This window comes from Salinarchaeum chitinilyticum (genome assembly GCF_055390775.1).
This window is the reverse complement of the sequence record NZ_AP043888.1, coordinates 534,430-558,893: the sequence shown is the minus strand read 5'-3', so window position 1 is coordinate 558,893 and position 24,464 is coordinate 534,430. Positions and strand designations below refer to the sequence as shown.

Annotated in this window: 25 protein-coding genes; 13 read left to right on the top strand and 12 right to left on the bottom strand. The window is 66.8% G+C overall.

Going from position 1 to position 24,464, the window contains the following annotated elements; genetic code table 11:
• Positions 1 to 7: 7 nt before the first annotated feature.
• The 4 genes from ACZ5KP_RS02765 to ACZ5KP_RS02750 all read right to left on the bottom strand — a co-directional run bounded on the left by ACZ5KP_RS02765 (position 8) and on the right by ACZ5KP_RS02750 (position 2,404).
• Positions 8 to 433 (bottom strand): DUF7346 family protein, encoded by a 426-nt coding sequence (locus ACZ5KP_RS02765; RefSeq protein ID WP_460919664.1) that lies wholly within the window; start codon positions 431 to 433, stop codon positions 8 to 10.
• Positions 434 to 523: 90 nt separating this feature from the next.
• Positions 524 to 916, bottom strand: a complete 393-nt coding sequence (locus tag ACZ5KP_RS02760; RefSeq protein WP_460919662.1) for a DUF7322 domain-containing protein — start codon at positions 914 to 916, stop codon at positions 524 to 526.
• A 107-nt stretch (positions 917 to 1,023) separates the two neighbouring features.
• Positions 1,024 to 1,203, bottom strand: coding sequence for a DUF7331 family protein (locus tag ACZ5KP_RS02755; RefSeq protein WP_460921110.1), 180 nt, complete (start codon positions 1,201 to 1,203; stop codon positions 1,024 to 1,026).
• 238 nt (positions 1,204 to 1,441) lie between these two features.
• Positions 1,442 to 2,404 (bottom strand): NADPH:quinone reductase, encoded by a 963-nt coding sequence (locus ACZ5KP_RS02750; protein ID WP_460919660.1) that lies wholly within the window; start codon positions 2,402 to 2,404, stop codon positions 1,442 to 1,444.
• Between the two features lie 195 nt (positions 2,405 to 2,599).
• Between ACZ5KP_RS02750 and ACZ5KP_RS02745 the strand changes: the two genes are divergently transcribed.
• The 6 genes from ACZ5KP_RS02745 to ACZ5KP_RS02720 all read left to right on the top strand — a co-directional run bounded on the left by ACZ5KP_RS02745 (position 2,600) and on the right by ACZ5KP_RS02720 (position 11,024).
• Positions 2,600 to 5,356, top strand: a complete 2,757-nt coding sequence (locus ACZ5KP_RS02745; protein ID WP_460919658.1) for a DNA-directed DNA polymerase — start codon at positions 2,600 to 2,602, stop codon at positions 5,354 to 5,356.
• An 87-nt stretch (positions 5,357 to 5,443) separates the two neighbouring features.
• The gene (locus tag ACZ5KP_RS02740; protein WP_460919656.1) at positions 5,444 to 6,487 is read left to right on the top strand and encodes a poly-gamma-glutamate hydrolase family protein; all 1,044 of its coding nucleotides are present in this window, start codon (positions 5,444 to 5,446) and stop codon (positions 6,485 to 6,487) included.
• Positions 6,488 to 6,620: 133 nt separating this feature from the next.
• Complete coding sequence (locus ACZ5KP_RS02735; RefSeq protein ID WP_460919654.1) at positions 6,621 to 7,553, top strand: ABC transporter ATP-binding protein; 933 nt, start codon at positions 6,621 to 6,623, stop codon at positions 7,551 to 7,553.
• Between the two features lie 68 nt (positions 7,554 to 7,621).
• Positions 7,622 to 9,052 carry a Fe-S cluster assembly protein SufB gene (sufB, locus tag ACZ5KP_RS02730; RefSeq protein ID WP_460919652.1) on the top strand — a complete coding sequence of 477 codons (1,431 nt, stop codon included), beginning with the start codon at positions 7,622 to 7,624 and terminating at the stop codon, positions 9,050 to 9,052.
• Positions 9,053 to 9,062: 10 nt separating this feature from the next.
• Positions 9,063 to 10,277 (top strand): Fe-S cluster assembly protein SufD, encoded by a 1,215-nt coding sequence (sufD, locus tag ACZ5KP_RS02725; protein ID WP_460919650.1) that lies wholly within the window; start codon positions 9,063 to 9,065, stop codon positions 10,275 to 10,277.
• 351 nt (positions 10,278 to 10,628) lie between these two features.
• Positions 10,629 to 11,024, top strand: coding sequence for a DUF7504 family protein (locus ACZ5KP_RS02720; protein WP_460919648.1), 396 nt, complete (start codon positions 10,629 to 10,631; stop codon positions 11,022 to 11,024).
• A 13-nt stretch (positions 11,025 to 11,037) separates the two neighbouring features.
• On the opposite strand, the gene ACZ5KP_RS02715 is transcribed toward ACZ5KP_RS02720, so the two are convergent.
• On the bottom strand, positions 11,038 to 12,324 hold the full coding sequence (locus ACZ5KP_RS02715) for a phosphoglycerate kinase (RefSeq protein ID WP_460919646.1): 1,287 nt from the start codon (positions 12,322 to 12,324) through the stop codon (positions 11,038 to 11,040).
• Positions 12,325 to 12,420: 96 nt separating this feature from the next.
• A complete protein-coding gene (gene gap / locus ACZ5KP_RS02710) occupies positions 12,421 to 13,446 on the bottom strand; it encodes a type I glyceraldehyde-3-phosphate dehydrogenase (protein WP_460919644.1) in 1,026 nt (341 codons plus the stop codon).
• Between the two features lie 232 nt (positions 13,447 to 13,678).
• On the opposite strand from gap, the gene ACZ5KP_RS02705 reads away from it, so the two are divergent.
• From ACZ5KP_RS02705 to ACZ5KP_RS02695, 3 genes are all read left to right on the top strand, one after another.
• On the top strand, positions 13,679 to 14,773 hold the full coding sequence (locus ACZ5KP_RS02705; protein WP_460919642.1) for a type II glyceraldehyde-3-phosphate dehydrogenase: 1,095 nt from the start codon (positions 13,679 to 13,681) through the stop codon (positions 14,771 to 14,773).
• Between the two features lie 275 nt (positions 14,774 to 15,048).
• A complete protein-coding gene (locus ACZ5KP_RS02700; RefSeq protein ID WP_460919640.1) occupies positions 15,049 to 15,885 on the top strand; it encodes a HalX domain-containing protein in 837 nt (278 codons plus the stop codon).
• A gap of 96 nt (positions 15,886 to 15,981) precedes the next feature.
• On the top strand, positions 15,982 to 16,359 hold the full coding sequence (locus tag ACZ5KP_RS02695; protein ID WP_460919638.1) for an Hsp20/alpha crystallin family protein: 378 nt from the start codon (positions 15,982 to 15,984) through the stop codon (positions 16,357 to 16,359).
• A gap of 46 nt (positions 16,360 to 16,405) precedes the next feature.
• On the opposite strand, the gene ACZ5KP_RS02690 is transcribed toward ACZ5KP_RS02695, so the two are convergent.
• Positions 16,406 to 17,287 carry an ATP-grasp domain-containing protein gene (locus ACZ5KP_RS02690; protein ID WP_460919636.1) on the bottom strand — a complete coding sequence of 294 codons (882 nt, stop codon included), beginning with the start codon at positions 17,285 to 17,287 and terminating at the stop codon, positions 16,406 to 16,408.
• Between the two features lie 194 nt (positions 17,288 to 17,481).
• Between ACZ5KP_RS02690 and ACZ5KP_RS02685 the strand changes: the two genes are divergently transcribed.
• From ACZ5KP_RS02685 to ACZ5KP_RS02675, 3 genes are all read left to right on the top strand, one after another.
• Positions 17,482 to 17,973: a halocyanin domain-containing protein gene (locus ACZ5KP_RS02685; RefSeq protein WP_460919634.1), complete on the top strand. Its 492-nt coding sequence runs from the start codon at positions 17,482 to 17,484 to the stop codon at positions 17,971 to 17,973.
• Positions 17,974 to 18,171: 198 nt separating this feature from the next.
• A complete protein-coding gene (locus tag ACZ5KP_RS02680; protein WP_460919632.1) occupies positions 18,172 to 18,717 on the top strand; it encodes a halocyanin domain-containing protein in 546 nt (181 codons plus the stop codon).
• A 248-nt stretch (positions 18,718 to 18,965) separates the two neighbouring features.
• Positions 18,966 to 19,886, top strand: coding sequence for a thiamine-phosphate synthase family protein (locus ACZ5KP_RS02675; RefSeq protein WP_460919630.1), 921 nt, complete (start codon positions 18,966 to 18,968; stop codon positions 19,884 to 19,886).
• A gap of 75 nt (positions 19,887 to 19,961) precedes the next feature.
• Here ACZ5KP_RS02675 and ACZ5KP_RS02670 read toward each other — a convergent pair whose 3' ends face one another.
• The 5 genes from ACZ5KP_RS02670 to ACZ5KP_RS02650 form a co-directional block, all read right to left on the bottom strand.
• A complete protein-coding gene (locus ACZ5KP_RS02670) occupies positions 19,962 to 20,228 on the bottom strand; it encodes a DUF8028 family protein (protein ID WP_464761869.1) in 267 nt (88 codons plus the stop codon).
• A gap of 106 nt (positions 20,229 to 20,334) precedes the next feature.
• Positions 20,335 to 20,988, bottom strand: a complete 654-nt coding sequence (locus tag ACZ5KP_RS02665; RefSeq protein WP_460919628.1) for a DUF2238 domain-containing protein — start codon at positions 20,986 to 20,988, stop codon at positions 20,335 to 20,337.
• The gene (locus ACZ5KP_RS02660; protein ID WP_460919626.1) at positions 20,981 to 21,673 is read right to left on the bottom strand and encodes a hypothetical protein; all 693 of its coding nucleotides are present in this window, start codon (positions 21,671 to 21,673) and stop codon (positions 20,981 to 20,983) included. The genes ACZ5KP_RS02665 and ACZ5KP_RS02660 overlap by 8 nt, the downstream gene beginning before the upstream one ends.
• 193 nt (positions 21,674 to 21,866) lie before the next feature.
• Positions 21,867 to 22,922, bottom strand: coding sequence for a metal-dependent hydrolase (locus tag ACZ5KP_RS02655; protein WP_460919624.1), 1,056 nt, complete (start codon positions 22,920 to 22,922; stop codon positions 21,867 to 21,869).
• 207 nt (positions 22,923 to 23,129) lie between these two features.
• The gene (locus ACZ5KP_RS02650) at positions 23,130 to 23,585 is read right to left on the bottom strand and encodes a 30S ribosomal protein S19e (RefSeq protein WP_460919622.1); all 456 of its coding nucleotides are present in this window, start codon (positions 23,583 to 23,585) and stop codon (positions 23,130 to 23,132) included.
• A 149-nt stretch (positions 23,586 to 23,734) separates the two neighbouring features.
• Between ACZ5KP_RS02650 and ACZ5KP_RS02645 the strand changes: the two genes are divergently transcribed.
• Positions 23,735 to 24,388 (top strand): class I SAM-dependent methyltransferase, encoded by a 654-nt coding sequence (locus ACZ5KP_RS02645; RefSeq protein WP_460919620.1) that lies wholly within the window; start codon positions 23,735 to 23,737, stop codon positions 24,386 to 24,388.
• Positions 24,389 to 24,464 lie beyond the last annotated feature (76 nt).

The window sequence follows — 24,464 nt, the reverse complement described above, 5'->3', positions numbered from 1 at the left end:
CGGGCGTTCAGGCCGTGCGCAGTTGCTCGACGGCCTGGATCGCGAGTTCCGTCGCTTCGTATCCTCGCTCGCCAGCGACTGTCGTCTCGGCGAGCAGTCCCGCGGCGACCAGCTCCGCGATCGCACCGTGGAGATCCGACTCGCAGAGCGTCGTTTCGTCGAGGAGCGTCCGCACGCCGACGGCCTCGCGATCGACGATCGTGACGACGAGCCCGAGCACGCGGTCGTTCGGCACAGCGGTGAGGAGCGTCCGTACCGATGGCGAGATGCCCTGGGCTGCGGTCGCCAGGGAGTCGGCGTCGGCGACGATCGAGAGGTCGGCCGGATCGCGGTAGTTCTCCTCGCCAGTCTCGGGATCTCGGACGAGCCACGCGTCGCTCGAGCGCTTCCGGAGGACGAACCGCCGTCCGCGCTCGTCCTCGACGGTTTCCATGGGCGGACTCGGCGCTACAGCTGGGTACTCTTTTCGAAGCACGCCGAGGCGATGGTCGCGAGGAAGCGCACCTGTGGCCGTTCCACGCGATCAGCCGTCCGCTCCATCGCCGTCGAACGATCGCACCCGCCACAGCAGGCGAACGCTCGCGACGGCTGTCACGAGCCCGAGCCCAGCGGCGAGGGCGATCCTGCCCTGGAAGTAGGCGAGCATGATCCCCAGACTGAGCGAGAGCAGTGCGATCTTGAGGAGGACGACCATCTCCCAGAAGGAACGACGGACGTCGCTGGATACCTCCGACCCGGAGGGCAGGTCGTCGACGAGGTCCTCGCCGGTCGTGACGTCGAAGCTCGGCGGGTCCGGTTCGTGCGGGCTCGCTTCGAACCGTCCCTCGACGAAGTCGGCCGACTGCCCGTCGGCAGTATCGTCGGCGTCATCGCTGACGGCCGAGTCGTTCGCTTCGTCGCGATCGTCCTCGAGCACGCTGGTCGCGTCGAGGTCCGCTCGAAGAATAAGCGCACCGCCTCGGACGTGCCAGCCGCCAGTATTCCCACTGGAACGGCTTCCTGCGTGGTCGTCTGTCCTGGTCCTCAGAGCGTCTCGTCGAGTGGCACCACTCGATCGGACTCGAGCCACGCGAGCGGGTTGTCGACGTCGTAGAACACGATCCCGTCGTCAGTGTCGTACGTTTCCACGAAGTCGACCGTCTCCTCCGGCGGCCGCTCCTCGGGCTCGATCTCGGCGCCGTCGGACGGCGGGGTTTCTGGCATCGTCGTCACCTACAGGTGGAGATGGTGGTATCGAATAAAGCCCTTACCGCCGCGCCCTCTGGTGGTGTTTAACCCTTCGGGCCGTTCGACCGATCGGGTGGTATATGGGTTTCGGCCCCGCGCCGGCTTGCGATTCGATTCTCTCGCGTGATAGGCACGTTCGACCCGAGTGATAGCTGCGGCGGTGAGACGGCAATACGAGGCGTTCTCTCTGCTCGACAACGATCCTCGACGGATTTCAGGGAGTAATCGCGAGCTTCCCGAGGAACGACTCGTCCAGCACGGCGTTCTGGGCAGCGGCAGCCTCGTCGAGTGCGTAGGTCTCGGCGACCTCGATCTGGAGGTCGTCCTCGCCGAGCAGCGCTGCGACGCGGGCGAGGGGATCGGCGAGCCGCGGCGTGTTGAACATGCTCATGAACTGGACCTGGAGGTCCTTGGACCGGGCGGCGCCGTCGTTCTCGAGGCCGATCGCCGGATCGTTCTCGCCGATCCCGACGACGCGCCCCTCGTGGGCTGCGACGTCGGCGTCGAACTGGAAGTAGTCGTCCAGTCGGTGGTCCACGGTGAGATCCACGCCACCATCGGCAGCCTCGACGACGGCGTCCGCGAGGTCGTCGCGTTTGTAGTCGAGCACGACGTCGGCGCCGAGTGCCGCGAGCCTGTCGTGGTACTCTGGAGCCGCCGTGGTGATGACGGTCGCCCCGGCCGCTGCTGCGATCTGGACCGCAGCGTGACCGACGCCGCCACTGCCGCCGTGGATCAGGCAGTGTTCCGTGGGTCGGAGCCCGCCGTGATCGATCAGTGCCCGCCAGGCGGTGACCGCGACGACGCCGGCAGCTCCTGCTTCGATAAGGTCGACGCCGTCGGGCAGGTGCGCGAGACGATCGGTCGGGACGGCGACCCGCTCGGCGTAGCCGCCGAACTGGTCCTTGCCGAGCCCGGTTGCGATCACGCGGTCGCCGTTTTCGTACGCTTCGACGCCCTCGCCGACCGATTCGACAGTGCCCGCGGCGTCGACGCCGGGGATCATCGGAAGCGTGAACGGCTCGTACGCACCGCTCCGGAAGTAGGTGTCGACGGGGTTGACGCCCGCGGACTCGACGGCAATCACGACCTCGTCGGCCGCCGGGGTGGGGTCGGGTATCTCGTCGACCTGGAGCACGGACGCGTCGCCGTGTTCGTGGAATCTGACTGCCTGCATGGCCCGACCTTCGGCCAGCGCGGTGTTAAAGCCGCGTGACGGGGAAGCACCGGCGTGCGTCGGCGTCGTATCGATCGGCGATCGGGGTCGCGACGGCTGTCGATCCCCCGAGGCAGGGACGAAATGCACGGGGCGCTGCACGGAGCCCCGCCGGAATCCCCGGTGTTTTTGTCGGGGCTCACCTAGTCACTGATCATGACTGACGCGGGCCAGCAGGACCTCTCGTCGTGGGCCGAATCGGGCGAGGACGCCCGGCCCGCCGCCGAGGCCGAGTACGTCGCCGGCGCGGACGGCGGCGGGACCGAGGACGTCGTCGATCCGATGGTCGAGACGCTCCCCGACGCCGACGGAACGGTCGATCTCCGCGTGATGCAGGTCGACTACACGATCGAGGGCACCGGGAGCGACGAGCACCCGATCGTGCACGTCTTCGGCAGGACGAGCGAGGGCGCACGCGAGCACGTTCGCGTCCGCGGCTTCCAGCCGTACTTCTACGTCCCCGTCGACTCCGTCGATCCGTCCGAGTTCGCGAGCCACGACGGGATCGTCGATTACGAGGAAGGCTACGAGTCGATCCGCGGCGACGAGCTGTACAAGGTGTTCGGACAGACGCCGCGCGACGTCGGGCAGGTCCGGGACGAGTTCGATCACTACGAGGCCGACGTGCTGTTCCCGAATCGCCTCCTGATCGACAAGGGCATCGAGAGCGGGATCCGGGCGCCGACGCGGCGGGAGAACGGTGGTGCCAGCGAAACTGGTGGGGCCGAGGGGACCCCCCGCGAGCCGATCACGATCCACCACGGGGAGATCGAGCCGGTCGACGTCGTCGCCGAGCCCCGCGTGCACACGCTCGACATCGAGGTCGACGACCGCCACGGCTTCCCGGAGGACGGCGAGGAGCCGATCGTCTGTCTCACGACGCACGACTCCGTCCGCGACGAGTACGTCGGGTGGATCTTCCCGGGCGAGGACGCCGAGTGGAGCGGCGACGTGGACGAGCTCGAGTACGACCCGATCACCGACGATGCGGCGATCGAGATTCGTGCGTTCGAGAGCGAGGCCGCAATGCTGGACTCGTACCTGCAGTACGTCGAGGACACCGACCCCGACATCCTGACCGGCTGGAACTTCGACGACTTCGACATGCCGTACGTCCTTGACCGGCTGGAGGAACTCGACGGACGCTTCGACGTCGACGCCGATCTCTCGATCGAGCGCCTCTCCCGGGTCGACGAGGTCTGGCGCTCGAACTGGGGCGCGCCGGACGTGAAGGGGCGCGTGGTGTTCGACCTCCTCTACGCCTACCAGCGAACGCAGTTCTCCGAACTGGATTCCTACCGCCTCGACGCCGTTGCGGAAGAAGAGCTCGGCGTTGGGAAGGAACGCTACACCGGCGATCTCGGTGACCTCTGGGAGCAGGATCCCGAGCGCCTGCTCGAGTACAACGTTCGCGACGTCGAACTCTGCGTCGAACTCGACCGCAAGCAGGACGTGATCGCGTTCTGGGACGAGGTCCGCACGTTCGTCGGCTGCAAGCTCGAGGACGCGACGACGCCGGGCGACGCCGTCGACATGTACGTCCTCCACAAGGTCAACGGCGAGTTCGTGCTGCCCTCGAAGGGCCAGCAGGAGAGTGAGGACTACGAGGGCGGTGCGGTCTTCGATCCGATCACGGGCGTGCGCGAGATGGTGAGCGTGCTCGACCTCAAGAGCCTGTACCCGATGTGCATGGTGACGACGAACGCGTCACCGGAGACGAAGGTCGATCCGTCCGGGTACGACGGCGAGACGTTCGTCGCGCCGAATGGGACCCACTTCCGGAAGGAGCCCGACGGCATCATCCGCGAGATGGTCGACGAGCTCCTCTCCGAACGCGAATCGAAGAAGGGAGCGCGCAACGAGCACGATCCGTCCTCGGCGGACTACCAGCGCTACGATCGCCAGCAGCAGGCCGTGAAGGTGATCATGAATTCGCTGTACGGTGTGCTGGGCTGGGAGCGGTTCCGGCTCTACGACAAGGAGATGGGCGCGGCGGTCACGGCGACTGGCCGCGAGGTCATCGAGTTCACGGAGGAGGCGGCCAACGAGATCGGCCACGACGTCGTCTACGGCGACACCGACTCCGTAATGCTGGAGCTCGGTGGTGACGTTTCCACGGAGGCAGCCATCGAGCAGTCCTTCGAGATCGAGGAGCACATCAACGACGCCTACGACGAGTTCGCGGCGGAGGAGCTCAACGCCGACGAACACCGGTTCCAGATCGAGTTCGAGAAGCTCTACCGACGGTTCTTCCAGGCGGGCAAGAAGAAGCGCTACGCCGGTCACATCGTCTGGAAGGAGGGGAAGGAAGTCGACGACGTGGACATCACCGGCTTCGAGTACCAGCGCTCGGACATCGCACCGGTCACGAAGGAGGTCCAACTGGAGGTGATCGACATGATCGTGCGCGGGGAGGAGATCGACGACGTCACGGACTACGTCCACGAGCGCATCGAGGAGTTCAAATCCGGCAACGCGGATCCCGCCGAAATCGGCATCCCTGGCGGCATCGGCAAGCGGCTGGACAACTACGACACCGACACGGCGCAGGTCCGCGGCGCGAAGTTCGCGAACATGCTGCTGGGGACGAACTTCGATCGCGGCAGCAAGCCGAAGCGGCTCTACCTCGAGGACGTCCACCCCGAGTTCTTCCGCCGGATGGAGAACGAGCGGGGGTTCAACCCGCAGGAGAACGACATGTATCTCCAGTTCAAGCGGGACGTCGAGGCCGGCGACGGCGTCATCTGTATCGAGTACGCAGACCAGCTTCCCGACGAGTTCGAGATCGACTGGGAGAAGATGCTCGACAAGACGTTGAAGGGGCCGATCGAGCGCATCCTCGAGGCGCTCGACGTCTCCTGGGAGGAAGTCGAGAGCGGGCAGGAACAGACCGGGCTGTCCGGGTTCATGTAGCGCCCGTCGCGTCGATACGAGCGACCCACAGGCAAAGGATTGCCATCGGCAATAACCTTTAGTATTTTTCGTGAAAAATTCACCTCTGTGGTCTGGAATCATTCCGGCGATGGCCCCTCCCGACGCCAACTGATCGCGACTGCCGGTGCCTCGATCGGTGCCATCGGCCTCGGCGGCGTCGCACTGTCTGGCGCCGACGCAGAGTGCACGGGCGTCACGTATCAGTCCGCGTCCCTCCACGCTGGCGAGGTGATCGGTACGGTGCCCGGCGAACGCTACTGCAACGTCGAGCGCGACCTCGCCGAGAGTCTCGGCGTTACTGCCGGTGACCAGCTCCGGATCGGTGCCCAGTCTCCCGAACTGGAGCCGGAGCTTCCGGAGATGCTGTTCACCGTCGCGTCCCTGTTCGACTGCGGACCGACGGGCATCGTGGCACGGCAGGCGGATCTGTCGGTGCTCGGCGTCGACGACTCCGGAACCGGCGACGTGTCGGCGACGATCCCCCATCCCTGCTACGACACCGAGGCGGCGGCGAAGGAACACCACGAACTCGTCGAGCGAACGTGCAACGACGGCGGGAGCGGCGCCTCGCTCGCAGTGCTCGCACCCCACGGCGACTTCATCGAACTGGGGACCGGCCAGCAGGCCGCCTACGCCGCTTCCGAGTACCAGCTTCCGGCGTGGATTTGCTACGCCGCCAACGACGGCGGTGGCACGTACGACCGGTGGCACGTTTCCTCCGTCGCATTGAGCAGGGACTCCTTCCCGAAACTCGACACCTTCGCCACCGGTGGCTACGAGGCCGCGGTCGCGTTTCACGGCCGGTCGTTCGACGCGGACGAGACGCCGGCCGTCGGCATCGGGGGTCGCGCGACCGCTTACAAGGTCGCTGTCAGGGATGCCCTCCAGACTGCCTATGCGGAGGCAGGTGTGGACGTCCCCGTCGAACTCTACGATCCGGCCCAGCGTGCCTATGGCGGGACGGATCCGGACAACGTCGTCAACTGGATCACGAAGACCGGGAACGGAGGCGTCCAGCTCGAACAGCCACAGACGATCAGAACCGATCACTGGCAGTTGACGGCGAGGACGGCCGTCGAGGCCGTCATCGACCAGCTCGGAGCGGGCTAACGGCTACCGTCAACGCCAATCCTGTGACGGCGTCGAATGCAGAGTTGCAAAAATATTTTTCCGATTCTGAAAGCGATGTGCCGTCGATTACGAAAGCATTATGGGCCGCTCGGACTTCTAGTCGACCGACAAGATGGCACGACTCGAACTCAGCAACCTCCAGGCCGAAGTGGCCGAAGAGGACGGCGAAGTGATCCTCGAAGGCGTCGATCTCGAGGTCGAGGCCGGCGAGATTCACGCACTGATGGGCCCCAACGGGAGCGGGAAGTCCACGACGGCGAAGGTCATCGCTGGCCATCCCGCCTACGAGGTCACGGGCGGTGAGGTCCTCCTGCACCTCGACGACGGTGACTTCGGCGGCGACGTGGAGATCCCCGACGACAAGCAGACGTGGAACCTGCTCGAGCTCGAACCCAACGAACGCGCCGCACTCGGCGTGTTCCTCGCCTTCCAGTACCCTGCGGAGATCGAGGGCGTCACGATGGCGAACTTCCTCCGCACCGCGCTGAACGCCAAACTCGGGGAGCGCGAGGAGTTGTTCGAAGACGAGGAGGGCGAGGAAGCCGAAGCCGACGAGGACCAGGCGGACGACGAGGACGCGGGGTACGACACCTCCCCGATGGAGGGTCCCGCCGACGAGGGCGAGGTCGGCGTCGCCGAGTTCCAGCAGATCCTCCAGGAGAAGATGGAGCTGCTGGACATGGACGAGTCCTTCGCCCAGCGCTACCTGAACGCCGGCTTCTCCGGCGGGGAGAAGAAGCAAAACGAGGTGCTCCAGGCCGCGATCCTCGAGCCCGAGATCGCCGTACTCGACGAGATCGACTCCGGGCTGGACATCGACCGCCTGCAGGACGTCTCCGACGGCATCAACGCGCTCCGCGACGAGCAGGGCACCGGCGTCCTCCAGATCACCCACTACCAGCGCATCCTCGACTACGTCGAGCCTGACCGCGTTCACGTCATGCTCGACGGCAAGATCGCGATGAGCGGCGGTCCCGAGCTCGCAGAGAAGCTCGAGGACCGCGGCTACGACTGGGTGCGCGAGGAAGTCTACGAGACTGCGTAACCGATGATGGTTTCGAACAGTCAGCACCGTGAACAGGACTATACCCCCAGCGACCCCATGATCGATCAATGAGCTCAGAAGACGACGAACTCCAGCAGACGAACACCGAGGAACGGTTCGACTTCCGCAAAGAGGAGGCCTCCGCGGTCACCTCCGGGAAGGGTCTCGACGAGGAGACCATCCACCTCATCTCCGAGGACAAGGACGAGCCCGACTGGATGCTCGAGCGTCGCCTCCGCGCCCTCGAGCAGTACCACGAACTCCCGATGCCCGACGACTGGCCGGGCGCGCCCGACCTCTCGGGGCTCGACATCGAGGAGATCGTCCCGTACATCCGACCGGACGTCGAGGCACGCGACGCCACCGACGACTGGGACGACCTCCCCGAGGACATCCAGGACACCTTCGACAAGCTGGGCATCCCCGAGGCCGAGAAGAAGGCCCTCTCCGGCGTCGGCGCCCAGTACGAATCGGAGGTCGTCTACCAGAACATGCAGGAGCAGTGGGAGGAGAAGGGCGTCGTCTTCTGCAACATGGACGAGGCCGTCCAGGAGCACGAGGAGATCGTCAAGGAGTACTTCATGACGAAGTGCGTCCCGCCGAGCGACAACAAGTTCGCGGCGCTCCACGGCGCGGTCTGGTCCGGCGGCTCGTTCGTCTACGTCCCCGAGGACGTCACGGTCCAGATGCCCGTCCAGGCCTACTTCCGGATGAACTCCGAGGGGATGGGCCAGTTCGAGCACACGCTGATCATCGCCGAGGAGGGCTCCGAGGTCCACTACATCGAGGGCTGCTCGGCACCGAAGTACGCCGCACACAACCTCCACTCCGGCGGCGTCGAGGTGTTCGTGAAGGAGGACGCCCACGTGCAGTACTCGACCGTGCAGAACTGGTCGAAGAACACGTACAACCTCAACACCAAGCGCGCGATCGCCGAGAAGGGCGCTCGCATGGAGTGGGTCTCCGGATCGATGGGATCCAAGGCCACGATGCTCTACCCCTCGACGATCCTCAAGGGGCGGGGCGCCAGCGACAACCACATCACCATCGCCTTCGCGGGCGAGGGCCAGGACATCGACACCGGCGCGAAGGTCTACCACAACGCACCGGACACCCGCTCGACCGTCGAGTCCAAGTCCATCTCCAAGGACGGCGGCCGCACGAACTACCGCGGACTCGTCCACATCGCCGACGGCGCCGAGGACTCCTCGACCGCCGTCGAGTGCGACGCGCTGATGTTCGACAACGAGTCGACCAGCGACACCATGCCCTACATGGAGATCGAGGAGTCGAAGGTCGACGTCGCCCACGAGGCGACCGTCGGCAAGATCGGCGACGAGGACGTGTTCTATCTCCAGAGTCGCGGGCTGGACGACGACGACGCCAAGCAGATGATCGTCTCGGGGTTCATCGAGCCGATCACGGAGGAACTGCCGATCGAGTACGCCGTCGAGCTCAACCGCCTCATCGAGCTCGAGATGGAGGGGAGCCTCGGGTAAGATGTCCGCCATGAGCACGCAGGTACACACCGCGGTCGACGAAAGCACAGTCCGCCAGATTTCCGAGGAGCTGGGGGAGCCCGAGTGGCTCCTCGAGACCCGTCTCGAGGCACTCGACGCGCTGTCGGAGCTCGAGATGCCCGACGTCATCCGGACGCCGGGCCGGACCTGGACGAACCTCTACGATCTGGACTACGAGTCCTTCGTCGACCCGCTGAACGCTGCCGAGGAGAAGGACCAGGAGGGTCCCGGCGACGTCGAGGTGCTCTCGATGGCCGAAGCCGTCGAGCAGCTGCCCGACGTGCTGGAGGAGCACTTCGGCTCCGTCGTCGATCCCGAGGAGAACTACCTCACGGCGCTTTCCACGGCGTTGTTCTCCACGGGCACAGTGATCTACGTCCCCGAAGAAGTCGACGCCGAGGACGTCGCGATCCGAACGCGGATGAACTCCTCGTCGCTGTTCAACTACACGCTGGTCGTGACGGAGAAATCGTCCTCGGTGACGATCCTCGAGCGGCAGTCCACCGGCGAGGCGGACGTTTCCGGCGAGCGATTCTACAGCGGAATCGTGGAGGTCGCTGCCGGTGAGAACTCCCACGTCCAGTACGGGGCGCTGCAGAACCTCGACGACGACACCTACAACTACACGCTCAAGCGCGCGGACGCCGGCACCTACTCGACGGTGTCGTTCGTCGACGGCAACCTCGGCTCCCGCCTCACGAAGACGGAGGTCTCGACGGAGCTCAACGGCGACGGCGCCGAGACGAAGATCGTCGGTGCCTTCTTCGGCAACGACGACCAGCACTTCGACCTCGACTCGAAGGTCTGGCACCGCGCCGAGCACACCACCGCCGACCTCGTCATGCGCGGCGTCGTCGACGACGTCGCCCGCTCCGTCTACGAGGGCGTCCAGGACGTCGGCTCGATGGCCTGGGACACGAACTCCTACCAGCGTGAGAACACGCTAATGCTCTCCGACGAATCGGAGGCAGACGCGTCCCCGAAGCTGATCATCAACAACCACGACACGGAGGCCTCCCACTCCGCGACGGTCGGCCAGGTCGACCAGGAGGACCTCTTCTACATGATCTCCCGCGGCGTCGACCCGAAGGCAGCCCGCGACATGCTCGTCGAGGGCTTCTTCGTTCCCGTCCTCGAGGAAATCGAGGTCGAGGAGCTCCGGGACGACATCCAGAAGCTCATCGCACAGCGGCTCGACGAATAGCGGCGCTTTCGGCAGTTCGGTCGGTTTCGATTCCGCGATCGAATTTCCTGTGATTGCTTCGACTACTGGGTATTGCAAATCGCTAACCGCGGAGTGAGCTGGACGGCAACCCGCTTGGAAGCCCCCTCCCGCTCGACGATCCTACCTCGCTGTCGTCCGAGAGAGCAGAGCTCTCTCGTGATCAGACGGGAGCAAAGCTCCCGTCGACCTCGCGGGATCGAAGATCCCGCTCAGTCACGAAAGACGCTTTGCGTCTTTCGAACGACGGTCCTCAGTCGCTGCGCTCCTTGCGGTCCTTACGTCGGTACGATCGCCGAGCGGTCGGCCCCTTCCAGTCCCGCCCGATGAATTTTGGGTCGGGCTACGCTCCGGTGGATCGCCACCGAGCGGAGACCGCCGGGCGATCTGACGGGGATCTCGATCGGGACGGCCAAGCTCATGAAGCGGTTCGCGGACAGGAACATCGAGAACGTCAGGCACGGGCTCGTCTCGGTCTCGACGCTACTGCAGTATCTCGACGTGGAGACCGTGTTCAAGTTCCTTCACATCTACACCAACAGGGTGCAATCGAGCGAAGGCATCGCCGTCTTCACGCTCGACGACGACAGCCACGACCCCCAGACCGTGAACACGCTGACCGGCGAGTTCGACGGGGTCGTCCAGCTACGCGAGACCGACGACGGCACCGTCGAGTATCGCGTCCGCGGGTTTGGGCAGTCGCCGTCGGGCTGGAAACCCCTACAGTGAGAACGTCCGCAGGTTAGCCGTCCATGCGCTCGGCGGCCCGCTCGAGTGCCTCGACGCCGACCAGCCCCTCGCCGGTCAGCGCGCGCAGATACGCACCGCCGGCGATCGAGAGGTGGTCGAAACCGTTCTCGTCGAGGCCGTACATCGACACCGTTCGCGAGGTATCGCCACCGCCGACGACGCAGAAGGCGTCCGACTCGCCTGCGGCCCGCAGCACCTCCACGGTTCCGTAGCTGAAGCGCTCGTCCTCGAACACGCCAAGTGCGCCCTTGACGAGGACGGCCGCGGAATCCTCGACGATCGGCTGGTACAGGTCGACGGTCTCGTGGCCGATGTCCATGTAGGAGACCGTCTTCTCCTCGATGTCCTCGACCGCGTGCTCGGCGCGCTCGCCGTGCTCGTCCTCGAAGGCGAGATCGACGGGCGTCTCGATGCGGTCGCCGAAGCGATCGAGGACGTCCTCGATGAGGTCGGCGTTCTTCTCGTAGTTCTCGTCGTAGAGGTCCGGGCCGTCTTCGAGGTCGTGCCCGACGGGATACCCCTTCGCACGGAGGAACAGTTCGCCGACGACGCCGCCCAGCAAGAAGGTGTCCACCGTGTCTTCGAGGTTGTCAATCGCGGCGATGACGTCCTCGGCCTTCGTGCCGCCGAGCACCATCGTCACGTCGCCGTCGAACTCCCGGCGCTCGATCGAGGTGTTGTACTCGTACTCGTCGGTCATGACGGGGCCGGCGTAGGCGTCCATGACTTCCGGGAAGCCGACGATCGAGGCGTGCGAGCGATGGGCGACGGAGTAGCCGTCGTTGACGTACGCGTCGAAAGCGTTCGCGAGCGTCCGGACGAAATCGGTCTGGGCCTTGACCTCCGGAGGCTCCTCGGGCAGCTCGCCGTCGGTCATCCGGACGTTTTCGAGGAGGATCGCATCGCCAGTCGTATCGACATCGTCGCCATCGGCGTCCGCCGCAGCTGTGCCTCCGGATCCCGTCTCGAGCCCGGTGATCGCCTCCACGGCCGCCTCGCCGAACGTCGAGGGGACATACGTGATCTCCTCGCCCACGAGGTCCGAGAGGATGTCCGCGTGCTGTTCGAGCGTGACGAAGGAGTCCCGTCCAGGCCGGCCCTGGTGGGCCATGATCGCGAGGGCGTGGCCCGCGTCGAGGAGTTCGCGGATCGATTCGGCGTGCCGCTCGAACCGGCGCGTGGACTGCACGCTACCGTCTTCGATCGGCGCGTTGACGTCGATCCGGACCAGCAGCCGCTGGCCGGCGTCGAGGTCGTCGGTGGTGTGGAAGCCTGCCATACTCGTTACTCCACCCGAACGGGGCAAAAAAGCGCCGGATCCGTGGACCGGGCGGTCGGTTCGCTGGCGGCGACGCAGCTCGAGACGGGGCCGCGATCAGGCCTCGGCAGTAGCTTCGGCGGTGACGTAGGCGGCGAGGTCGAGCATCCGGTTCGCGAAGCCGAACTCGTTGTCGTACCAGGCCAGCACCTTCACCTGATCGCCCATGACCATGGTCGACTCGGCGTCGACGATCGAAGAGTAGGGCTCACCGACGATGTCCGAGGAGACGACCTCGTCCTCGGTGTAGCCGAGGACGCCCTCGAGGTCGCCAGCGGCGGCCTGCTCGAGCGCAGCGTTGACCTCGGCTTCGGTCACGTCCGCCTCCAAGTTGACGACGAAGTCCGTGATCGAGCCGTCGGGAACGGGGACGCGCATCGCCATCCCGTCGAGCTTGCCCTCGAGCTGGGGCAGGACCTCGGTCGTCGCCTGTGCGGCGCCGGTCGAGGTCGGAACGATGTTCTCCGCGGCTGCGCGGCCGCGGCGGCGCTTGGCCTTCGGGCCGTCGATGAGGTTCTGGGAGCCCGTGTATGCGTGCGTCGTCGTGAGGACGCCCGACTCGATGCCGAACTCGTCGTCGAGCACCTTCGCGACCGGCGAGATGGAGTTCGTCGTGCAGGAGGCGTTCGAGACGACGTCCTCGCCGTCGTACTCGTCGTGGTTGACGCCGTAGACGATCGTCAGGACGTCCGTCTCGCCCTTGGGCGGCGCGGAGATGATCGTCTTGTCCGCGCCGGCCTCGACGTGCTTGTACGCGTCCTCGTGGGTCCGGAAGAGTCCCGTCGCCTCGAACGCGACGTCGACGTCCAGGTCGTCCCAGGGGAGTGCTGCCGGGTCTTTCTCGGAGAACGTCGGGTACGTCGTCCCGTCGACGACGACGTCCTCGCCGTCGACCTCGACGCCCTCGGTGGTCCCGTGGACGGTGTCGTACTCGAGGAGATAGGCCATGTCGTCGACGTCCATGACGTCGTTGATGCCCACGATCTCGACGGTGTCGTCGTCCAGTGCTGCACGGAAAACGTTGCGTCCGATGCGTCCGAAGCCGTTCAGTCCGACGCGCACGGAATCGCTCGACGTGCTCATGGTCGATGGTTCGTGCAGTGCGGGTAAAGTATTTGTCTAATGGACTGGCGCGTACGCCACTGGGCGACTGTGGCGGCTGCGCTGCTCGTCGAGATCCCGCCAGCCCCGTCCCGGCGTCGATCGCGCAGGAACGCGCTGGACCCCTTCGCCCTCTCCCGGGTACTCTATTCCGAGTAGGAATCTATAATGATTTTTAGGAATATTTATGGGGCCGGCTGCCGGACTGTGTCCCATGGTAGGCGTCGGCGTCAACGGCTACGGCACCATCGGCAAACGCGTCGCGGACGCGATTGCAGCACAGCCCGACATGGACGTGGCGGGCGTCGCGAAACGGTCGCCGGACGCCGGAGCCCGGAGCGCGCTGTCGAAGGGGTTCTCCCTGTACGCGCCGGCCGACCGAACCGATCGCTTCGGGGACGCTTCGCTCCCGCTCGCCGGAACCGTCGACGACCTGATCGCTCGCAGCGACGTCGTCGTCGACGCGACGCCCGGCGGCGTCGGTGCGACGAACGCACCGCGCTACGGAGCCCGGGACACGCCAGCGATCTTCCAGGGCGCCGAAGACGCCTCCGTCGCGGAGACGAGCTTCGTCGCCCGGGCGAACTTCGAGGCCGCCACGGGAGCAGACCGGGTGCGGGTCGTTTCCTGTAACACGACCGGGCTGGCGCGACTGCTCGCCCCGCTCGACGACGCCTGGGGGATCGAGCGCGCCCGCGTTACACTGATCCGCCGGGGCGGGGATCCGGCCCAGCCAGATCGGGGCCCGATCGACGACATCCTTCCCGATCCGATCGAGGTGCCGTCCCACCACGGCCCCGACGTGCAGACCGTCCTTCCCGACGTCCCGATCGAGACGATGGGGGTGACGGTCCCCGCGACGCGGATGCACCTCCACGCGGTCTCGATCACGCTCGAGGACGACGGAGCTGTGGAGGCCGGCGAGGGCTCGACGGGCATCGACGCGGCGACCGTCAGCGAGCGTCTCGCGGCCGAGCCACGCATCTTCCTGATCCCCGGCGACCTCGGCGTCGAAAGCTGCGGCGGGCTGAAGGAGGTCGCGAAGGACGCCGGACGCCCCCGCGGCGACGTCTGGGAGAACTGCGTCTGGGCGGACTCGATCTCCGTCGACGACGGCGAGATCAGCTGTTTCCAGGCGATCCACCAGGAGGCCGACGTCGTGCCCGAGAACGTCGACGCCGTACGGGCGGTCGCTGGACTCGCCGGCCCCGAACGCAGTCGGCGGCTCACGAACGCCGCACTGGGACTGGACGACCGTCCGGTCGAGACTGGCCGCGGCGTTGCGGGCGTGAGCGCCGCCGACGACTGACGCGCCGGATCGATGGGCTGGCGACCTGCGTCTCGACGTCGTGCGCTTGCCAGTCTCGACGTCGTGCACTGGCCCGTCTGGCTGTCGTACGATGACCCGTCTCGACGCGGCTCCTCCTGGTGGCTGGACACCCACCGGCTCTTCCCCTGAGTATCGATGAACTCACGCTCGTTATTCGTGACAATACGAATGCTATCCGGCGATTGTCGAACTCAGTTCTACTGGATGAGAACGAAGCGATAACACTTTTTAGCACTCGTTGACACGAAGTTCACATGAGCGCATCCCTCGGTGACGACTCCAACGGCGACGATCCCGAGGAGGCCGAGCGACCCGGGGATGCGCCCGCTATCTCGCCACCCACGGTCCTGATCGCCGACGGCCCCCACCGTGCCGATCGCTACGCGTCCTGGCTCGAGGCTCCGTTCCCCGTCGAGACGGCGAACTCGCCCGCCGCCGCCCAGCAAAAGATCGCGCCGAAAGTCGGCGTCATCGTCCTCGGCGCGGGCGTCTCCGACGACAGCAAGCGGAAGCTCCTCGAGACCCTCGACGTCCGCAACCCCTTCGCGCGCTCGATCCTCGTCCAGGGCGACGACGAGCCGCCGATGCTCGACGGCGCCGGCTACGACGTCTGCCTGTTCACGCCGCTCGAGAAGGACGACCTGCAGGAGGCCGTCGCTCGGCTCGCACGCATCGCGACCTACGAGCGAGCCGTCTCCGCCTTCTTCGAGTACACGACCCACGCCGCGAACATGCAGGTCGGGCGCGATGACGGGGCGCTCGACGGCGACGAACAGTATCAGGACATCCAGCAGCGGATCGACCAGACGAAGGCCGCACTCGAGCGAATCCGCGCGTCGATGGACGAGACGGACCGACGGATCCTGGTGGAGTCCCTGGAGGCCGATCCCGGAGCGGGCTTCGCTGACGAGGCCGGCTCGGGTGGCGGTCGTCACCCGGACAAGTGCACGGAGTGCGGGGCAGAGTGGGGGAGCGAGAGCAGCCAGGGAACGGGCTACGAACAGCTCGGTGCGTTCGTCTGGAAGTGCACCCACTGCGGTGGCGTCCAGCAAGCCGCGAGTGCGAGCCACCGCTGGCTCGCGCGCAGGTGAGCTGCTTCCTCCTCGCTTTCCTCGGCTCCCCGATTCGCGTGTGAAACGATTGCACGGGACAGAAGGCTTTTGCCGGGTGCGCTACCACCCACGCCTATGCGCCGCGACGATCGGGACGATCCCTTCGACGACATTTTCCGCGAGATCGAGCGGTTGATGGACGACGTCATGGCTGGCGGCGCCTCCACGATCGACGAGACGGGCTTCGGCGCCGACGCGCACGTGGACGTCCACGAGACCGAGGACGAGGTGCGCCTGATCGCCGACCTGCCCGGCGTCGAGCGCGACGACCTCTCACTGCGCTGTGACGGCGAGGTCCTCACTCTCGACGTCGAGAGCGAACAACGCACCATGCAAGAGCACGTGACGCTCCCGGCGACGGTCGACGAGCACTCCGCGGAGGCATCGTTCAACAACGGCGTCCTCGAGGTCACCTTCGAGCGCACCGACGACTCCGCGTCGATCAGTCTCTAGGCTGGGCTTCGGGCCCGTTCGACCCGAGATCCGTCTCCGTGCACGTTCAGGACTGGTCAGCCGTTCGCTCGATCGCCGCCGCGAGCCGATCGAAAAAGTCAGGCTCGTACTTGCTCGCGTCGTCGACCGTCGGGCGCGCGTTCGTCTCGGAGACGACGGCGCCGTCGTCGGTGACGAGGAGATCGACGCCGAGCAGGTCGATATCGAGCAGCGCTGCGACCGACTCGGCGAGCGCGCTGTACTCGGGATCGAGGTCGATACCTGTCGCTTCGGCACCGCGGTGGACGTTGTGTCGCCAGCCGTCGTCGCCGCGACTCCGCTCGACGGCACCGACGTACTCCCCGTCGATGGTCATGGCGCGAACGTCCCGCGCCTTCGGCACGAACGACTGGACGAGATAGGACTTGTCGCCCGTGGCGGGGAACTCGTGGACGAGTTCGAGGTAGTCCGCGACGCCCAGTGCCGAGTCCGCGTCGCCGACCTTCGCGACGCCGACGCCGCGAGTCGTCGACGTGGGCTTGATCACCGCGGGGGTGCCGACCCGCTCGACCGCGTCGCGGATCGCCGCTTCGTCGACGGGATTCGACACGAGCACGGTGTCGGGTACCGGGAGTCCGGCGTCGGCACAGCGAGCGAGCACCGCCGCTTTGTTCCGCGACGTCTGGACGTCGTCCCGGCCGTTGAGCCAGGGGACGTCGAGGAGTGCGTCCGCGACGGCGCCCTCGACGTCCCGCGGCGGATAGACGTAGCCGACGTCCGGATCCACGTCGCCGAACGCTCCAGTGGCGGGGTTCGACCCGTCGTCGGCGGTGAGCGGGATGGTCCGCTCCCTGGTCTGCAGGTGGCGGACCTCGATCCCCCGATCGGCGAGTGGCTCGACCAGCCGCTCGTAGGTCTCCGCCTGCGTCGTGAGGGCGAGACGTAGCACGTCCGCTCGCTGGTCCCGGGCCGGCAAATGAATTCCGCTCGGGCGGGGCTCTCCGAGCCGTCGGGGGTTGGATTCTCGTAGTTCACTCGGTCGCGCCTCGCAGTCCACTCGGTCGGACGTCGGTCTCCCCGCCACTCTCAGGGATCGGGAACGAACGGGACGGTTTTTGTATCTCTCACCACTACTCGATCCCAGTGCCAGCATCGATGTACGGCGATTTACCCACCGACCGACGCAGCGTCCTGACGGCGGCGGGCGGCGCTATTGCCGCCGCTCTCGCCGGCTGTCTGGGCGGCAACCCCGCCAGCGCGACCAGCGACGACTGGGAGTACCTCGAGGACGGCCCGGACTACGACGGCTGGTTCGACAGTACGAGCAACTTCGAAGGGACCGTGGACTGGACCGGGCGGGACGAGGTGACCGTCGACGTGGGCGCCGGCGACAAGGGCCGACTGTTCGCGCCCCCGGCTACCCGCGTCGATGTGGGCACGACCGTCGTCTGGAAGTGGTCCGGCGCCGGCGGTCCCCACAACGTCGTCGCCCAGAACGGGACGTTCGACTCCGGCACGACGACGGCCAGCGGCGACGCCACCTTCGAGTTCACGTTCGAGTCGACCGGGACGTACCGCTACGTCTGTACGCCACACCAGAACAACGGCATGGTCGGTGCGATCGACGTCGTCTGAGCTGGCGGCGTCGACCTGCTCGCGACACGGCTCGGTCATCGTCGGCCTCCCGGCAGAGTTCGGAGTCACGTGGATGGTCCAGGACGGCTGTGGCCGCACACTTCTGGTCCGTCTGACCCGAACTGGTTCCCCTCTCTTCTCACGGTGCGGGAACGGACGACGACCCCTTTCGGCGCGGCCGAATAGTTTCGGCCGCACATGCCTGATCCGAAGACATCGACGCGACCGATCGGTCGTCGCGGCTTCCTGACTGCAGCCGGCGGCGTCGCACTGAGTGCGACGCTCGCGGGCTGTTCGGGCGGCGGAGACGGCGGCGATAGCGACGGAGACAGCGACGGCGGTGATGGCGGCGGCGACAACGGTGGCGGCGGCAACGGCGGCTACGAGTACCTCGACGAGGAGCCGGACTACGGTGACTGGTTCGCCGACACGGACCTCTACGAAGGGACCGTGGACTGGACCGGCGAAAGCGCGGTCTCCGTCGACGTCGGTGCCGGATCGAACGGCTACCAGTTCGGCCCGCCCGCGATCGCCGTCGACAGCGGGACGACCGTCACCTGGGAATGGACTGGCGAGGGCCAGGCCCACAACGTCGTCGCGGAGGACGGGCCGTTCGACTCTGGGGATCCCCAGGCAGGCGACGACGTCACTTTCGAGTACACCTTCGAGTCGACGGGCACCTACCGGTACATCTGCGTTCCCCACCAGACAACCGGGATGGTCGGCGCCGTTCACGTCGTCTGATCCGGACCGAGGTTCTCTCGCCGGCATCCGCTCTCTCCGCTTCTCTCACTCCTCCATAGTCGCTCACTCACTCTTGCTCTCGCACACACTTTCTCTTGCTCTCATACACTCACTCTTCCTCCGCTCTTTCATTCTCTCACTCACACTCTCGCAGATACTCTCACTCTTCCTCTCGGTGGGGAAATCGATCCGCCCGCTCCTCGCCCGCGACCCCACCGGCTTTGTACGGCCTGTTCGTACCCCGATCCATGACCCTTCGGCTCCCCGAGGAGATCGTCGCCGAGCGGTTCGTCCCGACGGCCCGGGCGATGCTCGCATGTGAGCTCGACGATCGGGGACTGACCCAGCAGGCGATCGCGGACCGGCTCGGGATCACCCAGGCAGCAGTTAGCAACCAGCTCAACGGCAAGGTCGAGATCGCCGAGCCGATCGCCGAGCATCCGCGGATGGTGGCGACCGTCGAGCGGATCGCCGACGGGTTCGCCGACGGCTCGATGGACGAGGTCGACGCGCTCGCGGAGCTGATCGCCACCGTGCGCGAGTTCGAGGACCGCGGGCCGATCTGTGAGCTCCACGAAGCGGAGATGCCCGCGCTCGCGGGCCTGGGCTGTGATCTCTGCGTGCGTGGCACCGACGACGCCGTCGCAGCGGAGCGGGAGGCGCTCGCTGCCGTCCGGCGCGGCGCTCGCCGACTCGGTGCCACCCCGGAGATGGCACCGCTCGTTCCGAACGTCGGCACGAACGTCGCGAACGCGGTCCCCGGCGCGGCCGAGCCGGCGGACGTCGCCGCTGTGCCGGGCCGGCTCATCAGGATGCGCGGCGGGATCGAGGTGCCGGCGAACCCCGAGTTCGGCGCGTCGCGGAACGTCGCGGCTGCCGTGCTCGCGGCGATGGCCGTCGATCCCGACGTTCGGGGCGCGATCAACCTCGCCCTCGACGACGCTTTCCTCGACGCCGCGCGCGACCGCGGAATCGAGCCGTTGGAGTTCGATCCGGAGTACGACGACCGCCGCGAGCGGCTCACCGCGCTGTTCGAGGAGCGGGGTTCGGTGCCTGCAGTCTGCTACCACGGCGGCGCGTTCGGCGTCGAACCGATCTGTTACGTGTTCGGTGAGACCGCCGAGGACGCGATCGAGCTCGCGATCGAACTGCACGATTCGGCCCAGTGACCGCGTGCGTCGGCACCGCGGTCGAGTGAGCGGGCGCTGCTGTAGCGGTAGCCAGCCCGGTTGCCGTCGGTTCGGTCACTCCGCGCCGTAGGAGCGCCCGAGCAGGAGCGCGAGCACGTGGGCGAACAGGAGGGTCGCGAAGATCCACGCTCGCCGTCTGGTGTCCAGGCCGAGCAGGAGCAGGGGGACGTACACGAAAGGGAGGAGGGTTGCACTCCAGAATGCGATCGCCCTGACCGGGCCACCGACTGCAGCGGTCGCGTGTCTGGCCGACCGTGCCCACGAACTGTGGGGCGGTGACGCTACGTCGTCCTGGGAGGGGTCTGGTGAACCGTTCGACATGGAGGGCCTGTGCAGTGGCTACGCATGCCACTCGCAAATACGTTCGTACCTCTCCAGAACTCGAAACGAGCGAGGCTCGATGGCTCCGGGGTCGCCGGCGCGCTCCTCAGCTCAGCCCCAGCTTCTCCCCCATCGCACTGGAGAGGTCGGTGAGGTAGATCCCGCCCCATATCGCGACGATGAGGCCACCGACGGTGTTGAAGGTGAGGTCTTTGAGCGTGTCCTCGATGCCGTACTGTGTGAGGATACCCTGGATCCCGAGCAGGTCTGCGCTGATCCCGATCGCGAACTCCAGTAGCTCCCAGAGCACGCCGAAGGCGAGCACGAAGATCAGGATGACCACGGCGGCGAACCGCGGAGGGATCTGCACGTCGTCGGAGTGAATGTCGACGGCCCGGACCGTCGCGTAGCCCGCCGCCGCGACGACCGACGCCGACAGGGAGTGGGTGACGTGATCCCACCACCACAGCCCCTTGTAGAAGGTCCAGCCCATGCCGGGGATTCCGACGACGCCGACGGCGTGGAGGAAGGCTGCAGTAGAGATCCACAGCGTGAGTCGGGCGTCCATCGGGAGTCCGTAGTCCCGCTGGAGGATCGCCGGCAGCTGCATGACGGCCAGCGCGACGCCGGTGTTGACGATGATGCCCGGGTTGCCCCGCTCGAGCCCGATGAACAGCAGCCCGATCAGGGCGATCTCCATCGCCCGCGTGAGCTGGCGTTGCCGGTGCTCGGAAGGGAGAACCTTCGCGACCCTAGACATCGTCGTTCACCTCCGCTGCGTCCTCGCCGCCGTTCGCTCCGCTGTTCTGGGTGCTCCCCGCCGAACCGTCGCCAGCTCGGGATTGCTCGACCTGGTCCTGAACCTCGACGGGCACGCGCTCCCCGAGCGAAACCCGGCGGAAGTAGGCCCAGAACAGTCCGCCGGCCCCGAACCCGGCGAGCGTGGCGTAGACGAACTCGATCATGAGCTCGTCATTGGTGGTGTCGTAGCTCCGATCGAGCAGCATCGACGCGTACCACTGGAGCAGCTCCCAGGTCGCGGAGGCTGCCATGGTCGCCGCGACCACGAGCACGAGCGCGAAAGCGGGCGACATGCGGACCGACGTGAACGAATCGAGCTCGACGACGATCACGAGCCCGACCGCAGCGATCGCGAGATACGCGAACAGCGGCCCCGTGAGCTGGTGTGCGCCGATGGCGAGGCCGATCAGCGGCAGCACCGCCATCGCCAGCACCTCCCAGGGGAGCATGACGTAGCGGGACCGGTAGACGATCGGCGGAAGCACTGCCAGCGCGACGATCGCCAGCGCGAACACGGACCAGAGCGGCCCGGCGACGATCACGCCACCGAACCAGGCGGCTGCCGCGATGCCGACGAGCAGCCACGACGCGGCGGCGTTCCGACGCCCGTCCGCGAGCAGCTCTCCGAGGCCGCTTGTTGCCATGGATTCCCTTATGGAAGTGTTCGTTATAACGTTGTGTGAACTGACTGGGGTACCTGCGGCAAGGAGGATCGGACGCTGGGAGGCCTGGGACGGAGTCGTCCAGCACCGGGAACCGACGGCACCGAGGAAGGTGGATCAGTCACCGACGAGATGGATCGGCCAACGGCGAGAGAAGCAGTCGATGACGCGAGAATCAGCCGACGACGAGATAGACCACCGCGTAGCTCCCGAGCGCGACGGCGATGCCGGCCAGCGCGGTGAACGTGGTCCGGAGGGCCGCCTCGGGATCCCCGATCAGCCGGTGGTAGAGCGAGCGCAGGGAGTACGGCGCTCGCCGGGATCGACGGATTCCGCCACAAACGATCCCGACCGTCAGGATCGAGAACACGAACTGGTAGGAGACGTGGATCGTCGGCGGGACCATCAGCACCGCCGCCCCGCCGTAGAGGGCACCGACGGCGGCCCGGCGATCGACGAGGCGGCGCGGTGCCAGCCCGGCGTGGTGGGCGACGACGGCCGCTGCGAGGGCGACGACGGCGAGTTCGATGGCGAACGCGCCCAGCAGGTGGAGCGTGGGATCGGCACTGAGTACGATCCGGCTGGTCAGCACGTCGAAGTCCAGCGGGTAGAACAGTGCGGGCGGCTCGCCGGTCACGAGGTCGCCCCAGGGGTGGGACGCGATCCCAGCGACTGCGGCGATGGCGACCACGCGCGGTGAGAGGCCGAGATACCGTCGCGAGGCCGCCGCGATCGCGAGGCCGCCCAGCACGAAGGCTGTCATGACGAACCCGCCGACGAACCCGCTCGCGAGGACGGCAGCACCGACGAGCGCGGCCAGCGCCACGATCGCGACAGCGGCGCCCGCGAGGCGTCGGCGGTCGAGCGATGCGATGCTCCGGGTGGCGTTCTTGGTCTCCTCTCCCTCACTAGCAGCAGTCTGTCGGCCGGCGTTCCGAAGCGTCCAGAGCCCGAATGCCGGTCCGGCGATCGCCGCCGCGACGAGCGAGTGCGTCATCGAGCGGTGGACGCCGTGTGCACTGCCCCAGAACTCGCCCGGCCGGATCTGCGTTCCGGCGACGAGCTCGCTGGGGTTCATCGCGACGACGGCCCAGAGCACGTCGACGTCCGGGAGCGCGGCGAAGAGTCCGGCCGCGACGCCCAGCGCCAGCGCTCGGTGGGCTGGCCAGCCTCGCCACTCCGCGACCAGCGCCGCGAGGGCGAACGCCAGGAGTGCGTGGCCGATGAACAACGTATCGAAATTTCGTGGTCAGCACGCTTAAGCGTCGCGCCCGATCGTGTGACGTGCCAACAGCGGGGGTGCGTGTGGGTGACAGCCAGGGGCTATCGACGAGGTGGCTATCCGCAAGAAAGCTATCCGCGAACTCTTTGCAAGGAGACTATCTGTGCTAGGTCGACTGTCGGGAGCAACGCGAATCGAGCGGCTGGTCGGTCCGATTCAGGCGTAGCGCTCGAGCTCCGGGCGGTCGAGGTCCTCGAGGACCTCGTCGGCGGTCTCGTCCAGCAGCGCACGGCCGTCGTCGGAGACGATGCGACCCTCGGAGCCGGCCTGCTCGACGAGGCCCTCCTCCTCGAGGTCCTGGAGGATCGTCCGAATCACGTTCTTGGAGCCGTCCTCGCGGCTCGCGGGGGAGACGACGTAGCGGTTGGAGCCGCGCTTGGTGCCGCCGTAGGCCGTCGAGAGGCGCTCGACGCCGACGGGGCCGTCGGTGGCGACCTTTCGCAGGACGCTGGCGGCGCGTCGGGACCAGAAGTCCTCCTGTTCGGGGGGCAGCTCGTTGTCGTTGCCGGTCTTCGCGAACTGTGCCCACTCCGGTTCCTCGAGTCGGTCCGCGAGGTCCTCGGCGACAGCGTCGATGAGGTCCTCGGCGGGGACGTCGTAGAGCGTCGTCATGGCGTCAGCTTCCCCGGCGCGGCATTAAAGGGCATCGGATTCCGGGTGGGGCTCGGCTCGCACTGCATCGGGGCACTGGATACGGCGGCTCGAGTGGCAGGCACACAGTTTTGTGGGTTCGGGCCGTCTACGCGGAAACGAGACGACCGATGCCATCCGAGCCCACGGAACCCCAGCCCACCGCAGACCGAGCGAGCACGCTCGACCACGTGAGGGACGTCTACGCCGACCAGGCGTCGACGATGGCCCGGTTCGCCGTCCTGAACCGGTTCTTCACGGGGCGGTACCGGCGTCGAGCGTTCGCGGACGCGGAGGGACGCGTGCTCGACGTCGCATGCGGATTGGCCGCGAATCGACGGTACCTGCCCGACGACACGGAGTACGTCGGAATCGACGTCAGTCCCGACATGCTCGCGCAGGCCGCGGACGCCCACGACGACCTCGAGCTGGGCGAGGATCTGCTGGAGATGGACGCACAGGACCTCGCCTTCGAGAACGACAGCTTCGACACCGTGCTCTCCTCGCTCTCGACGTGTACGTTTCCCGATCCCGGCGCCGCGCTGGCGGAGATGAATCGAGTGTGTCGGCCCGACGGCACGGTGCTCCTGCTCGAACACGGCCGGAGTAGCGTCGGCCCGATCGCCAGATTCCAGGACTGGCGTGCGGACGCTCACTTCGAGAAGCACGCCTGTCGCTGGAATCAGGAGCCACTGGCGGTCGTTGCGGACTCGCCACTGGAGGTCCAGCGCCACTGGACCGCACTCGTTGGAATCCTGACCGGGATCGAAGCTACCCCGGAGTGAGGCGAGGACTCCCGCGGCCGAGACTCGACCCTCGACGAGGAGACTGGGTGGTTGCACAGGTGTGAGAGGACGTATC

Excerpts from the sequence above, each read along its gene's own strand:
- ACZ5KP_RS02695 (WP_460919638.1), top strand. The coding sequence starts at position 15,982 with ATGCGCCGCGACGATCGGGACGATCCCTTCGACGACATTTTCCGCGAG.
- ACZ5KP_RS02765 (WP_460919664.1), bottom strand. The coding sequence starts at position 433 with ATGGAAACCGTCGAGGACGAGCGCGGACGGCGGTTCGTCCTCCGGAAG.
- ACZ5KP_RS02670 (WP_464761869.1), bottom strand. The coding sequence starts at position 20,228 with ATGTCGAACGGTTCACCAGACCCCTCCCAGGACGACGTAGCGTCACCG.
- ACZ5KP_RS02715 (WP_460919646.1), bottom strand. The coding sequence starts at position 12,324 with ATGGCAGGCTTCCACACCACCGACGACCTCGACGCCGGCCAGCGGCTG.
- gap (WP_460919644.1), bottom strand. The coding sequence starts at position 13,446 with ATGAGCACGTCGAGCGATTCCGTGCGCGTCGGACTGAACGGCTTCGGA.
- ACZ5KP_RS02755 (WP_460921110.1), bottom strand. The coding sequence starts at position 1,203 with ATGCCAGAAACCCCGCCGTCCGACGGCGCCGAGATCGAGCCCGAGGAG.
- ACZ5KP_RS02660 (WP_460919626.1), bottom strand. The coding sequence starts at position 21,673 with ATGGCAACAAGCGGCCTCGGAGAGCTGCTCGCGGACGGGCGTCGGAAC.
- ACZ5KP_RS02680 (WP_460919632.1), top strand. The coding sequence starts at position 18,172 with ATGCCTGATCCGAAGACATCGACGCGACCGATCGGTCGTCGCGGCTTC.
- ACZ5KP_RS02665 (WP_460919628.1), bottom strand. The coding sequence starts at position 20,988 with ATGTCTAGGGTCGCGAAGGTTCTCCCTTCCGAGCACCGGCAACGCCAG.
- sufD (WP_460919650.1), top strand. The coding sequence starts at position 9,063 with ATGAGCACGCAGGTACACACCGCGGTCGACGAAAGCACAGTCCGCCAG.
- ACZ5KP_RS02645 (WP_460919620.1), top strand. The coding sequence starts at position 23,735 with ATGCCATCCGAGCCCACGGAACCCCAGCCCACCGCAGACCGAGCGAGC.
- sufB (WP_460919652.1), top strand. The coding sequence starts at position 7,622 with ATGAGCTCAGAAGACGACGAACTCCAGCAGACGAACACCGAGGAACGG.
- ACZ5KP_RS02650 (WP_460919622.1), bottom strand. The coding sequence starts at position 23,585 with ATGACGACGCTCTACGACGTCCCCGCCGAGGACCTCATCGACGCTGTC.
- ACZ5KP_RS02675 (WP_460919630.1), top strand. The coding sequence starts at position 18,966 with ATGACCCTTCGGCTCCCCGAGGAGATCGTCGCCGAGCGGTTCGTCCCG.
- ACZ5KP_RS02705 (WP_460919642.1), top strand. The coding sequence starts at position 13,679 with ATGGTAGGCGTCGGCGTCAACGGCTACGGCACCATCGGCAAACGCGTC.
- ACZ5KP_RS02735 (WP_460919654.1), top strand. The coding sequence starts at position 6,621 with ATGGCACGACTCGAACTCAGCAACCTCCAGGCCGAAGTGGCCGAAGAG.
- ACZ5KP_RS02750 (WP_460919660.1), bottom strand. The coding sequence starts at position 2,404 with ATGCAGGCAGTCAGATTCCACGAACACGGCGACGCGTCCGTGCTCCAG.
- ACZ5KP_RS02700 (WP_460919640.1), top strand. The coding sequence starts at position 15,049 with ATGAGCGCATCCCTCGGTGACGACTCCAACGGCGACGATCCCGAGGAG.
- ACZ5KP_RS02745 (WP_460919658.1), top strand. The coding sequence starts at position 2,600 with ATGACTGACGCGGGCCAGCAGGACCTCTCGTCGTGGGCCGAATCGGGC.